The organism is Pandoraea eparura (assembly GCF_902459725.1).
GTDB lineage: Bacteria > Pseudomonadota > Gammaproteobacteria > Burkholderiales > Burkholderiaceae > Pandoraea > Pandoraea eparura.
Genome location: NZ_CABPSH010000001.1, coordinates 422,376 through 435,950, shown reverse-complemented (window position 1 = coordinate 435,950; position 13,575 = coordinate 422,376). Strand labels below are relative to the sequence as shown.

Genomic DNA, 13,575 nt, shown 5'->3' with positions numbered 1-13,575 from the left:
GCCATCCGGCGCGCCGGCAAGGAGCGCTTCCAGTGTCCGTCTGGCATCGCCGCAGCGGTGGCGGACTTGGTGGCGGATGGCGTGTCGAAACTCGTCATGTCAGGGGTGGATTCAGTGCGGAACCGAGTATCGGCATATCGGACATATCGGGCATATCGGTCATGTCGGTCATGTCGGTCATGGCGGTCATGGCGGGCACACCAAACGCGTCAGGCGTATCGAATCGACCCTCAATTGCCGCGCAAGCCGCCCGGCTGCGCGATATTTTGCGCGCTGGGCCGGGTTTCCAGGGATGCATCGATCTTACTCTTATTGCTGTCGACCTGTTCGATGACGGGATTGTCCCAGGAGCCGCTCACGCGATAGGTCGTCGAGAGCGTGCGCGAGAGCTGCTCGCCCAGCGCCAGTTGCGCGAAAAACGAACCGATGCCCAGTGCCGGGTTGACAATCGCCCACGCGAGCGAGGCCGACGCCGCATTGATCTTCGGCAGCACCAGCACGTTCAGGTCCTGCGTCTCGCGCGCGAGGTCGGTATGGCCATCGATTCTGATGGTCGCCGCATTGGCGTTGATCGTCAGATCGGTGGTGTTGGCCACGCCGCCCTGCATTGTGGCGTTCCCGTCGATGCTGTCGAACGGCAGGCCGCTGCCGATCACGCTGTTGAAGTCGAACGTCAGGATCTTGGCGAGCGTTTGCACCGACAGAATGCCCAGCAGCTTGGCCAGTCCGGGGTCGGCCTTCAGGATCTGCCCGCGCTTGAGGTCGATCGCCACGCGGCCACCGAGCGTCGGATAATCGATCGCATCGGGACCGCCGCGCCAGCCGAAGCGGCCCGAGACCGTGCCCGAGCCGTCCTTGAGCGTTTTGGGCAGCCCCAGGCGGTCGAGCAGGCCGCCGGCATCCTTCACGTCGAGATGGAAATCGAGCACGGTGCGGCGCGGCACGACATCGCTGCCCGCGGCGGCCGCGCGGCGACGCGAGGTCCGCCAGTTACCTTTGACGTTGAGCGTGGCGGCGCTGTTGCTCAGCGACAGTTGGGTGAGCTGCCACACGGGCACGCCGTCCTCGACATCGTTGTGTGCATTCAACTCCAGCCGGCCCAGCGGCTTGTCGCGCAGGACGAAATCGTTCGCCACGACGTCGATGGCCGGGAATTCGTCGCTCGGTTCGTCGAGCACTTGCGTGAGGACGTCGTTGCCGTGGTCCTCGCGCGGAATCACCAGCTTCGCGAGCCGTGCGCGCACGGTGCCCGATGGGTTCTTTGCATCGGGCGCATGCCACTCGGCGAAACCGGAAACGAGATCGGAGGCCAGGCTGACCTGCCAGTCGCGATCGTCGCGCTGTGCGCCCAGCACCAGTTCTGGCCACTGGCGCGACATCAGCCGCACCTGCTTCGCATGCAGCGCGATACGCGTCGGCAGGTACGGCGTGAGCGCGCCGAATTCGTCGCGTGCCGTCGTGGCTGTGGCTGACGCGGCCGCCGGCGCGGGGGATGTGCTGCCGCTACCTACAGCGCCGTCAGTGCCCTTGGGGTCTTGTGCGCTGGCCGTTCCGGCGTCGCTGCTGAGCGACGCGATAACGCCGCGCCAGGCGTCAACGTCGAGCGTATCGAACTGGGCCGCCGCCTGTACGCCCTCGCGCGGTGCGGGCACGGGCTGATTGATGCCGATGCCGCCACGCAGTACCTCGACGCGTGCGCCACTCCCTGCGCTTCCCCCGGTGCGCTGCTGTACGTAATTGCCCTGAACGCTGCCGATGGCGAAGTCGAGCGTCTCGATGCGTCGGCCGCCCGGGTTGGCCAGGGGGCGCAGCGTGAAGCGCGCGGGCAGTGAGGTCTCCGCGCTCTTGCCGAGTGGCGCGGGCAGGCTCACGGCCAGGCCGGTGAGCGTGGATTGCACGGCCACCTCGGTCATCCCCTGACGTACCGTGACCGTCGCCGTGTAGGGGGTGCTGCCCGTCATGCGCTTGGCCAGTTGCGCGACCGACGCGCTCTCCCGATTGTCACGCAGCCCTTGCGCGGTCAAGGCGCCAGCGATGTTCAGCGCGATGGTGCCGTCGTCGCGGCTGCCGCCTGAGGCGCGCACGTCGCCGCCCAGGAATGTGCCGCGCAGATTGTTCAGCGTGATGCCGCGCTCGGTGAATGCCAGGTCGCCGTCTACCGCACCGAAGGTCGGCAAGCCGCTCAGCAGCGTGATGTCGTTGCGCAAAAAGCGTGCGCGTCCGGTGACCTTCGATCGATCGGTGTGATCGAGCGGCATCGACAACTGCAACGCGAGCTGTGTGGTGCCGCTCGCGCGGGTCTCGTCGGTAAAGTCGCCGATCCAATGCCCGACCGGGCTGCCGTTCAGGTACTTCACGAAGTCCGCCGCGGGGCCGCGGGCGTCGCCCTTGAGCGTGAGCACGGAATCGTCCTGGCCGATGTCGTTGATGTCGCCCACTACCTGCGTGAGCGTCACGCCGAAGACCGTGCCGCTGTCGATGGCGATGTGCAGCTTGTCGGCGTTGAAGCGCAGATTGCCGCGCACCTTCTCGAAGGCCGGCCAGACTTCGGTATGGCCGGGACGCAGCGGCGACGGGTTGAAAGTGACGTCCGCGAGCGGTATGTCGATGCGGAACTTGCCGCCGCCCTTGGGGTAAGGGAAGTCGTCGAGGTCGCCCTGCACCTCGAACGGCGCGTTCTGCACCGTGCCCGCGAGCAGCGCGCGTTGCAGGTAATCGCGCACGCTCGCGCCGATGTCGGTCGGCAGGTAGCGCGGCACCGCGCTGGCGTTCGCGCGCACGATGTTGCCTTTCAGGTCGACGATGCCGTTGCCCTTGCCGCCGTTATGCCACGTACCGCTCACATCGCCCGTCAGCTCGGCATTTTGCAGGTGCAGGGCGTCGACGCGCACCTGCACGTTCGCCGGGGCGTCGCGCTGGGTCGCCGAGTGCGAGACGCGCCACGAGGTGCGCGCGGTGAGCGAGTCGAGGTCGATGCGCGGCTGGTCGAAGCGGCCGGGGAAGTCGAGCGAGGCGTGCTTTGCATCGAGCGTCAGGCTGCCGCGCGACTGGTCGGCATCGATGTGTCCGCCCAGATGGGCGAAACCGGGACGCCCGGCATTGGGCGACCCCGGATCCGCCGGCGGATGCGTACTGGGCGCGCTATCGATGCCGAGATCATCGAAGTCGGCGACCACCCGGTAGCGTTCGCGTTCGGGCGGCAGTTGCCGGATCCCCGGCAGGTCGCGCCAGTTGCTTGGGCCGTGGGGCTTCGGGGCCTGGTAGCTGATGTCGAAATTGGCCAACCGGCCGCGCGGCTGGAAGCTCGCGAGCGCATCGCGCGTTTGCGCATCGAGCGGCAACGACGGCACCAGCGCCATCGCGGCGCCGATGTCGAAGCGCTGGCCCGCGAAGGCAACGTGAAGGCCGTGTTCGGTCGTGGCCGGCGCGTAGGTGCCACGTAAATCGGGCACGTCGAGCGTCGGGCGCCCCGCGGCCTGCAAGGTCAGATCGCGGGCGCGCAGTTGCCAGCCGGCGTTGGACTGCGGCCCCGCGCGGGTGACGTCGATGCGTCCCTGCGTGGCGTCGAAGGTCAGCGGCGGCAGATTGTCGGCCAACTGGACCGACGTGTTCGCGCCCGCGGCGCGCAGCGTCGCCCCCGTGATCGCGCCGCCGTCGAAGTCGACCCATGCCCGAGCGGCAATGCGACCGCGTGAGTCCTTGCCCGGCAAGTCGACGTAGCGGGCCAGTTCGGTCAGGTCGAGCGTGCCGACCTCGCCATAGAGCTGACCGCGCCAGCGCTTGACTTCGCCGGGGCGCGCAAACAGCGCATGGGTGAATCGCGCGCGAATGTCGAGCGGTGCCACGACGCCCGTCGGCGGCGTCGCCTGCATGCCGAAGCGATGCTCGAAGCCGCGATTGCGCAGCATGGCGTTGACCTGCGTGACGACGACATCGGGCGCATCGCGCGTGGCATCGCGCCAGCGCAGGGTGCCGTTGCGAATCACGACGCGCGACTGACGCATGAGCCAGTCGGCGGGGGTCGAGTCGGTCGTGCCGCCGCTGCCAGTCACCGGCATGCCCGCGACGAGGATCGTGCCATCGGCGAGGCGCTCGATGGTCAGATCGGGTTCAGATAGCGTGAGATTCGACAGGCGCACGTCGAGGTGGATCAGACTGGTCCACGAGAGCACCGCGTCGAGCCGGTGAAGCGTCAGGCTGGGCTCGGCGGGCGGCGGCGCGCCGGGCGGCGTGTTCGGCGCGTTCGGCGCGTTCGGCGTGGCACGTGCGGGGTTCGTCGCACGCGTTGCCTGCGCCGCGCGGGAGGCGAGTGAAGCGAGTGACGTGATGGCGGGCGCGTGCGCGGGGCGTGCCGGTCGTGTAATACGAACGTCTTCGAGCGTCAGGTAGGGGTGCCAGCCGTGCCAGACGGCGTCGATGCGGCCGATGGTGACGGGCAGGCCGATGGCGCGCGAGGCGGCCGCTTCGATCTGCGGGCGGTAATCCGACACCCGGGGCAGGATGACATAGCGGGTCGTGAGGACGACGGCGCCGAGTCCGAAATAGACGATGACGACGAGCGCCAGCAGCCATTCCAGGCCCAGTCGCAAGCCACGCGGCAGTGACGAGAACCAGGACCGGTTGCCGGTGGACGAGGCGGGCGGCTTACGGTCGGTCATGCTGCGCGTCTACGAGGGAATGTGGTAGTTTCTGTGGCAAAGACTGTAACACAAGCCCAAGGCCGCCCGACGGCCCGGCCGTAGGAGAAACAGACGGGTGATCCGGCGTTATCTCGCGCACGGGTAAGCCTTCGAAAGTCTCTTCATTCTCATTGCTGACCGGAACCCCGCCAGTGAGTTCACCCGAAAACCCGATCGACATCCCGTCCGATATCCGATCCGCTAGCCGATCCGCTAGCCCCGCTGATATCGCGTCCTACTCGCGCTATGCCGCGCGCATGCTGGCGAGCCGTCCCGCGCTCGCCGAGGCATTGCCCGCCCTGGCCGAGCACCCCGTGGACGCGCGCTGGCTCGCGCATCGCTTCGAAGCCATCACCGGCGCGCAGCTCTCGCCGCCCGAGCAACCCTCGGGCGCCGCGGGTGTTGACGAGGCGGGCCTGGCCCGCGCGTTGCGCGTGCTGCGCGCCGAAGCGCTGTGCGCGGTCATGCAGCGCGACCTGGACGGCCGCGCCGAGTTGTCCGAGGTCACCGAGGCCATGACAGCGCTTGCCGAGTTCGCCGTGCAGGCGGGCATCGCCGTGCTCTCGCGCGAGCTCGAAGCCATCCACGGCGTGCCGCGCAATGCGGAAGGGCAGCGCCAGACGCTCGCGGTGGTCGGCATGGGCAAGCTGGGCGGGCGCGAACTGAACGTCTCGTCGGACATCGACCTGATCTTCGTTTATGAAGACGACGGCGACACGTCGGCCCCCGACGACGCCGATCCGGCGACGGCGAGCCGCCTGCGAGTGCTCTCCAACCACGAATTCTTCACCAAGCTCGGCCGCAAGCTGATCGGCATGATTTCCGAACTCACGCCGGACGGCTATGTGTTTCGCGTGGACATGCGCCTGCGCCCCAATGGCGATTCGGGGCCGCTCGTGTGCAGCCTGCCCATGCTCGAAGAGTATTTCTATGTGCAGGGGCGCGAGTGGGAGCGCTACGCGTGGATCAAGGGGCGGCTGGTGTCCGAGGTGGCAAGCGAGCCGGGCAAGCGCATCGAGCGCCTGCTCGCGTCGCTGGTTCAGCCGTTCGTGTTCCGCCGGTACCTGGATTACGGCGTGATCGGCGCGATTCGCGCGCTGCACGAGCAGATTCGTCACGAGGCGGAGCGCCGCGCGCGCGCCAAACCGGCACGCATCAACGATATCAAGCTTGGGCGCGGCGGCATCCGTGAAGTGGAGTTCTCCGCGCAAGTGTTCCAACTGATCCGCGGCGGGCAGGAGCCGGAACTGCGCGTGCGGCCGACGCTCGCCGTGCTGGGCGTGGCGGCGCGACGCGGCTGGCTCGCGCAGAACGTGGCCGACGAACTGGCCAACGCCTACGTCTTTCTGCGCAAGCTCGAACACCGCATCCAGTATCTGGACGACGCGCAGACGCACATCCTGCCGGCTCCCGGCGACGATCGTCTCGCGGTCGCGCGCGCCATGGGCTTCCCCGACGAGGCGAGCTTCATGACGGTGCTCGACGAGCATCGCGAGTTTGTCGCCGCGCAGTTCGACGAGATCTTCGCGGACAAGGCGGGCGGCAGCGGGCGCACGGCCGCGTCGGGCGCGGGCGATTGCGAATGCCCGTCGGAATTGTGGAGCGAGTGTCTGGCCGACGAGACGCAGACGGGCGATCTCGGCAATCAACTCGCGCGCCTCGGCTTCGCCGACGCCGACGGCGCCCTCGACCGGCTGCGCGCCGTCTGGACGTCGTCGCGCTACAAGGCGCTGGGCGAGACCAGCCGGCGTCGCTTCGATCAACTCGTGCAGCGCGCCGTGCAGGGAGCGGCGGGCACGGGTGAGGCCGATGCCGTGCTCGCGCGCATGCTCGATCTGCTCGCGACCATCAGCCGCCGCAGTTCGTATCTGGCGCTGCTCACCGAGTATCCGCGCGCGCTGGAGCGCGTCGTCAAGGTGCTGGCCGGCTCGCGCTGGGCGGCGGGCTACCTGATCCGTCACCCGCAATTGCTCGACGAACTGCTCGACGACGAAGCGCTCGCCGCGCCGTTCGACTGGGCGTCGTTCAAGACGCAGTTGCTGCTGAGCCTGAACGCCTCGGGCGCGGCCGGCAACGTCGAAGTGCAGATGGACATTCTGCGGCGGGCGCATCACGCCGAGGTGTTCCGCATCCTGCTGCTCGATTTGCAGGGCACGCTGTCGGTCGAAGCGATCGGCGACCGGCTCTCGGAGCTGGCGGACATCATCGTTGACGTGACGATCTCGACGGTCTGGCCGCACGTGGCCACGCGTCACCGCGAGGTGCCGCGCTTCTCGGTCATCGCGTACGGCAAGCTGGGCGGCAAGGAGCTCGGTTATGTGTCCGACCTCGATCTGATCTTCCTCTACGACGACGATGACGACCGCGCGCCCGACGCCTATGCCGCGCTCGCCCGCCGGTTCGTGACGTGGCTCACGACACACACGGGAGCGGGCACGCTCTTCGACGTTGATCTGCGCTTGCGGCCGAACGGCTTGTCGGGCTTGCTGGTGACGAGCGTCGAGAGTTTCCGTCAGTACCAGTTCCGCGAGGGCAATGCGAACACCGCGTGGGTCTGGGAGCACCAGGCGCTCACGCGCGCGCGCTTCTGTGCCGGCGACGAAGCGATCGGTGCGACGTTCGAGAAGATCCGTGCGCAGGTACTCGCCACGCCGCGCGAGGCACTGCCGCTCGCGCAGGAAATCGTGGCGATGCGACGCAAGGTGCTGGAAGGGCATCCGAACCCGACACCGCTCTTCGATCTGAAGCACGACCGCGGCGGCATGGTGGACATCGAGTTCACCGTGCAATACCTGGTGCTGCTGCATTCGGGGGCGCATCCGTCGCTGCAGCGCAATGCGGGGAACATCGCGCTGCTGCGCGAAGCCGCGCAGCTCGGGCTGATCGACGCGACGCTGGCCGACGGTGCGGCCGCCGCTTATCGGACTTATCGCAAGCGCCAGCACAAGTTGCGGCTCGATGGCGTGGAAGCGGCGCGCGTGCCGGCCGACGATGTCGCGGCCGAACGCCATGCGGTCATGGCGCTGTGGGATTCGGTGTTTTCCAGCGCAGGGCCGGTCTGATGGGGGTCGCGGGCGGCCGATGATGCGCCGCCCGTCATTGCCCTGCGTGCGGTCGGTGCACGACGCGTGCCCGATCGGTGGACATGAAGGGCGCTCAGAGCGCGAGCATTTCCCGTGCGTGCTTGCGCGTCGTCGCGGTGATTTCCACGCCGCCGAGCATTCGGGCGATCTCCTCGACGCGTTCGGTGCGGCCGAGCGGTTCGATCTCACTCATGGTCGTATCGCCGTCGCTGCGTTTCTTCACACGCAGATGCTGGTGGCCGAGCGCGGCGACCTGGGGCAGGTGGGTGACGCACAACACTTGCCGTCCCTGACCCAATTCCCGCAGCAGACGGCCGACCACTTCCGCCACGGCGCCGCCGATGCCGGAATCGACTTCGTCGAAAATCAGGGTTGGCGTGAGGCTCACGCTGCTGGCAATCACCTGCAATGCCAGGCTGATACGGGCCAGCTCGCCGCCCGACGCCACCTTCGCCAACGGCCGCGTGGGCACGCCCGGGTGACCCGCGACGAGAAATTCGACCGTCTCCAGACCGAACGACTGTGGCTCGGGCGTCGGACTCAGGGCGACTTCGAAGCGTCCGCCCGGCATCGAGAGATCCTGCATGGCGCGCGTGACTTCGCGTGAGAGCGACGCCGCCGCCGCCGCGCGCGCCTTCGACAATGCCGCCGCCAGTCTCAGATAGGTCGCGTGTGCGGCGTCGGCTGCCGCCTGCATGGCCGCCGTGTCCTGCGATGCGGTCAGTTCTTCCAGTTGGGCACGGCGTTCGGCCTGCTCGGCGGGCAGTTGCTCGGGAGAGACGCGGAACTTGCGGGCCGCGGAATGCAGCGCATCGAGACGTTGCTCGACCACCGCCAGGCGTTCGGGATCGAGATCGATGCGTTGCGCGTAATGCGTGAGCGAGTGGACGGCTTCACGAAGCTGAATTTCGGCCGGCTCCAGCGCGGCGAGCGCGTCGGCCAGCCCGGCGTCGATCTCGGCCAGCTCGCGAATCTGGTGCACCACGTGTCCGAGCGACGGGACGATCGCGCCGTCGGCTTCCGCGAGCACGTCGAGCGCGCCCTGCACACCGTTGATGAGGCTGGCGGCATGCGACAGGCGACGATGCTCGGCGTTCACGTCGTCCCATTCGCCGACCTGAGGATTGAGCTTGTCGAGTTCGGCCGTCTGCCATTCGAGGCGTTCGCGCTCGAGCTGCAACTCGCGGTCGCGCCCGTGGGCTTCTTCACAACGTTTGACGAGACGCCGCCATTCCTTGTGCGCCGCCGCCGTGTCTGCCGTGAGCGCGGTGGCGCCGGCATGGGCGTCGAGCAGACGGCGTTGCGCGTCGGGGCGCAGCAACTGCTGATGGGCGTGCTGCCCGTGAATGTCGACCAGCATCTCGCCGAGTTCGCGCAGTTGGGCGAGGGTGGCGGGCGTGCCGTTGACAAAGGCGCGCGAGCGTCCGCCCGAGTCGAGCACGCGGCGCAGCAACACGCCGCCGTGTTCTTCGAGCGTGAGCGCTTGCGCCTGAAGCCAGGCTTCGAGATCGGGACGGGCCGCGGCGTCGGCGGCGAATTCAGCGGTGATGTCGGCGCGCGTCTGTCCGGCGCGCACCATGCTGGCGTCGCCGCGCTCGCCCATCGCCAGCGCCAGCGCGTCGATCAGAATCGATTTGCCTGCGCCGGTCTCCCCCGAGAACACGGTGAAGCCGGCGGAGAATTCCAGGTCGAGACGATCGACGATCACGAAATCGCGAATCGAGAGACTGCGTAGCATGGGAGGTCGGAGAGGGCGTGAAGTCAGGTCTGCGGCGAATCTTCGTCGGAGATATGCTCGTTCCAGTGCAGTTTGCGGCGCAGCGTCGCGTAGTAGTTGTAGCCGACCGGATGCAGGAACGTCACCTGGTGTTCGGAGCGGCCCAACAGAATGCGGTCGCCCTGACGCAACTCGGCAAACGACTGCATGTCGAAGTTGGCGCCGACTTCGCGCCCGCCGGTGATCGTGATGACGATGTCGCTCGAATCGGGGAGCACAATCGGGCGATTCGACAGCGCGTGCGGGGCGATCGGCACGAGCACCACGCCGCCAAGGCGCGGATGCAGGATCGGGCCGGTGGCCGAAAGTGCATACGCGGTCGAGCCGGTGGGCGTGGCGACGATCAGGCCGTCCGAGCGCTGCTTGTACATGAAGCGCCCGTCGACATCGACGCGCAGCTCGACCATGCCCGAGATGCCCGAGCGGTTCACGACCACGTCGTTGAACGCGAGTGTCTCGAACAGCGTCTGGCCGTCGCGCTCGATGCGCGCGGCCAGCAGCGTGCGCTGCTCGGCTTCGAAATGCCCTTCGAGCATGGCCGGCACGACCTGGCGCATCTCGTCGAGCGGAATATCGGTGATGAAACCGACGCGTCCGTGGTTCACGCCGATGAGCGGCACCTTCGACGCGGCGAGCTGGCGGCCGACGCCGAGCATCGTCCCGTCGCCGCCGATGACCACTGCCACGTCGGCCTGCGTACCGATCTCCTGAATATCGAGGGGACGGTAAGGATCGGCGGCCGCGCCGATGTTGTGCGCCGTATCTCGCTCGAACACGACGTGATGCCCCCGCTGGGCAATGCAGGCCGCCAGCGTGAGCAACGGTTCGGCGACGCCGTCGGCATGGTACTTCCCGACGAGCGCCACGGTCTTGAAGGGGCTCCCTGTTTTCATGCCGCCATTACACCATAAGTCGATGACAGCAACCATCGGCACGCGTGGCCTTGCCAACCCCGTCGGGGTTTGCCGCACGCCGTGGTTGTACATTTCGCGTTACAATTTTCGCCATGCTAGATCAACGTGCGCAAACGCTACTCAAAACCCTGATCGAACGGTACATCGCCGATGGCCAGCCGGTGGGGTCGCGCACGCTTTCCCGATACTCCGGGCTCGACCTGTCGCCGGCGACCATTCGCAATGCGATGGCCGACCTCGAGGCGCTCGGTTTCGTGGCCAGCCCCCATACGTCTGCCGGACGCATCCCCACGCCGCGCGCCTACCGGTTGTTCGTCGACACCATGCTCACGGTTCGCCCGCTTGGCGATGCCGCACATCAGTTGGCGTCGCAGGTGCAGACGCGGCTGCAGCCGGCGGGACCGCAGCAACTGGTCGCCTCGGCCGCGGAAGTGCTCTCGAATCTCTCGCAGTTCGCGGGCGTGGTGCTGACGCCGCGCCGCAGCCAGACCTTCCGGCAGATCGAATTTCTGCGGCTCTCGGACAAGCGCGTGCTGCTGATCATCGTCACCCCCGACGGCGACGTGCAGAACCGCATCATCCTGACGGAAAAGGATCATTCCCCGGCGCAACTGGTCGAGGCGGCGAACTATCTGAACGCCCATTTCGGCGGCCAAAGCTTCGATGAGGTGCGCGCGTCCTTGCGCGGCGAACTCGATGCCCTGCGCTCCGACATGAGTGCCCTGATGCAGGCGGCCGTTCAGGCCGGCAGCGACGCCATGGCCGACACCTCGCGCGAGAGCGTGCTGATCTCGGGCGAGCGCAATCTGCTGGGCGTGGAAGATCTGTCGTCGAACATGGCGCGCCTGCGCAAGCTGTTCGACGTGTTCGAGTCGAAGACCGGCCTGCTGCAGTTGCTCGATGTCTCTAGCCGCGCGCAGGGCGTGCAGATTTTCATTGGCGGCGAGTCGAGTCTCGTGCCGATCGAGGAGATGACGGTCATCACGGCACCTTATGAAGTCGACGGCGAAGTGGTCGGCACGCTGGGCGTGATCGGCCCGACCCGCATGGCCTACGAGCGCGTGATTCCGATCGTCGACATCACGGCCAAGCTGCTTTCCAACGCGCTCAGCCAGCACTAGGCGGCATCGCCTCGGCGATGCCGGCACCGGCCTTCGTTCAGAGGTGCCGAGTCGGCGCGCCGGCGGTGGGGCGCGGCACCCTCCGCCCGCCTTGCGGTAAAGTACGCTCCATGCGCTTCGATCCCGAACCCATTTCGCATGGCCAGACCGGCAAGACTGCCGTTCTGCTGATCAACCTCGGCACACCCGACGAGCCGCGTCCCGCGGCCGTGCGCCGCTATTTGCGCGAGTTCCTGTCGGATCCTCGCGTCGTGGAAATTCCCCCGCTGATATGGCAGCCGTTGCTGCGGCTGGTGATCCTGCCGTTGCGCTCGCGTCAGTCGGCGCGGAAATACGCGACGATCTGGAGCCGCGACGGCTCGCCGCTCAAGGTCAACACCGAGTACCAGACGAACGCGTTGCGCGCCTTGCTGCATGCCAACGATTACGACGTCGTCGTCGACTACGCCATGCGCTATGGCAATCCGTCGATTCCGGAGCGCATTCGCGCGCTGCGGCAAAACGGGGTGGAGCGCATTCTGGTGCTGCCGCTCTATCCGCAGTATTCGAGCAGTACGACCGCCACCGCGACCGACGCCGTGTTCCGTGTGCTCGGCCGGCTGCGCAATCAGCCCGACGTGCGCACGGTGCGCGACTACCACGATCATCCGGCGTACATCGAGGCACTGCGCCAGCAGGTGGAAGGCTATTGGCAGCAGCATGGCCGGCCCGACTTCTCGGCGGGCGAGCGGCTGTTGCTGAGCTTTCACGGCGTGCCGCGCCGCACGCTCGACCTGGGCGACCCGTATCACGACCAGTGCGTGAAGACCGCGCGTGCGCTGGCCGCCGCGCTGGGCCTCGACGAGACGACCTGCCGCCTCACCTTCCAGTCGCGTTTCGGCAAGGCCGAATGGCTGCAGCCGTACACGGCGCCCACGCTCGAAGAGTTGGGCCGTGGCGGTACGCCGCGGGTCGACGTGTTCTGCCCGGGCTTCACCTCCGACTGTCTCGAGACGCTTGAAGAAATCAATATGGAAGGCCGCCAAGCATATCTGTCCGCCGGCGGTAAGGCGTTCCACTTCATTCCGTGTCTGAACGGTGCGAGCGCCTGGATCACGGCGCTTGGCGAAATTGCGGCGCGCCACCTGCAAGGGTGGCCGGTGCTGACGCCCGAGGGCGCGGCCCAGGCCTCGGCGGCGGCGGTGGCCTCGACCCGGCAGCGGCAAGTGGCGGCCGTGGCGGCGTTCGACGAAGCCAACGCCGCGGCGGCTGCATCGGTGGCATCGGCCGCATCGGCACCGGGCCAGCCGGGAGCGAGCACATGACGGTCAAGGTCGACGATTCTCCGCAGGCCGCCACGCGCATCGACAAATGGTTGTGGGCGGCGCGTTTCTTCAAGACACGCTCGCTCGCCACACAGGCGGTGGATCGTGGTCGAGTGCTGTGCAACGACGCACGCGTCAAACCGGCGCGCGACGTCCGCCCGGGAGATCTCGTCACGGTGGACAACGGCAGCACGCGCTGGGAAGTGCGTGTGAAAGCCATCGCGGAAGTTCGGGGCTCGGCCCCGGTGGCACAGTCGCTGTATGAAGAGACCGACGCCAGTCGGCGCGCGCGTGCCGACGAGAGTGAGCGTCGGCGTCTCTTTCAGGAGCCCGCTGCGCAACTGCATGGGCGACCGACCAAACGGGATCGGCGGCGTCTCGGCGGCGTTGGCGAGTAGGGGACGTGGCGTAATGGGGCGCAGCGTGGGAGGACGTGCGAGAGCGCTGGCCTGTCGCTGCGACGGCCGCGCTCTCGGGTGACTAGCGCGAAGGAATGCCGGTATTGGACGAATTCACCGGAACGCCCGGCATTTCGAAGTCGTGATACAGCACCGCCCGTACGCCACCGTACTCGGTATCGCGGGGCGTGACTGCGCCGGACAAGCAGATCGTAATCGTTACCGTCGTCACCAACGCAAGGATGAAGACAACAGCCAGTGGCAGCTTCATGATGCGCTCCTGAGAGAACACTCGTGCG

General features: G+C 67.5%; 8 protein-coding genes. 4 read left to right on the top strand and 4 right to left on the bottom strand.

Annotated elements, in window-relative coordinates:
- Window positions 1–230: 230 nt before the first annotated feature.
- A complete protein-coding gene (locus PEP31012_RS01920) occupies window positions 231–4,658 on the bottom strand; it encodes a YhdP family phospholipid transporter (protein WP_150587657.1) in 4,428 nt (1,475 codons plus the stop codon).
- Window positions 4,659–4,852: 194 nt separating this feature from the next.
- Between PEP31012_RS01920 and glnE the strand changes: the two genes are divergently transcribed.
- The gene (glnE, locus tag PEP31012_RS01915) at window positions 4,853–7,741 is read left to right on the top strand and encodes a bifunctional [glutamate--ammonia ligase]-adenylyl-L-tyrosine phosphorylase/[glutamate--ammonia-ligase] adenylyltransferase (protein ID WP_484549313.1); all 2,889 of its coding nucleotides are present in this window, start codon (window positions 4,853–4,855) and stop codon (window positions 7,739–7,741) included.
- A gap of 94 nt (window positions 7,742–7,835) precedes the next feature.
- On the opposite strand, the gene recN is transcribed toward glnE, so the two are convergent.
- Both recN and PEP31012_RS01905 read right to left on the bottom strand, forming a co-directional pair.
- Complete coding sequence (gene recN, locus PEP31012_RS01910; protein ID WP_150587656.1) at window positions 7,836–9,500, bottom strand: DNA repair protein RecN; 1,665 nt, start codon at window positions 9,498–9,500, stop codon at window positions 7,836–7,838.
- A 23-nt stretch (window positions 9,501–9,523) separates the two neighbouring features.
- Window positions 9,524–10,432 carry an NAD kinase gene (locus tag PEP31012_RS01905; RefSeq protein WP_150587655.1) on the bottom strand — a complete coding sequence of 303 codons (909 nt, stop codon included), beginning with the start codon at window positions 10,430–10,432 and terminating at the stop codon, window positions 9,524–9,526.
- 113 nt (window positions 10,433–10,545) lie between these two features.
- Here PEP31012_RS01905 and hrcA point away from each other — a divergent pair, with 113 nt between their 5' ends.
- The 3 genes from hrcA to PEP31012_RS01890 all read left to right on the top strand — a co-directional run bounded on the left by hrcA (window position 10,546) and on the right by PEP31012_RS01890 (window position 13,276).
- On the top strand, window positions 10,546–11,574 hold the full coding sequence (gene hrcA, locus PEP31012_RS01900) for a heat-inducible transcriptional repressor HrcA (protein ID WP_150587654.1): 1,029 nt from the start codon (window positions 10,546–10,548) through the stop codon (window positions 11,572–11,574).
- A gap of 110 nt (window positions 11,575–11,684) precedes the next feature.
- The gene (gene hemH, locus PEP31012_RS01895; protein ID WP_150587653.1) at window positions 11,685–12,878 is read left to right on the top strand and encodes a ferrochelatase; all 1,194 of its coding nucleotides are present in this window, start codon (window positions 11,685–11,687) and stop codon (window positions 12,876–12,878) included.
- The gene (locus PEP31012_RS01890; RefSeq protein ID WP_150587652.1) at window positions 12,875–13,276 is read left to right on the top strand and encodes an RNA-binding S4 domain-containing protein; all 402 of its coding nucleotides are present in this window, start codon (window positions 12,875–12,877) and stop codon (window positions 13,274–13,276) included. Before hemH ends, PEP31012_RS01890 begins: the two co-directional genes overlap by 4 nt.
- Before the next feature lie 82 nt (window positions 13,277–13,358).
- Here the strand turns inward: PEP31012_RS01890 and PEP31012_RS01885 are convergent, their stop codons facing one another.
- A complete protein-coding gene (locus tag PEP31012_RS01885; protein WP_343039872.1) occupies window positions 13,359–13,547 on the bottom strand; it encodes a hypothetical protein in 189 nt (62 codons plus the stop codon).
- Between the last annotated feature and the right edge of the window lie 28 nt (window positions 13,548–13,575).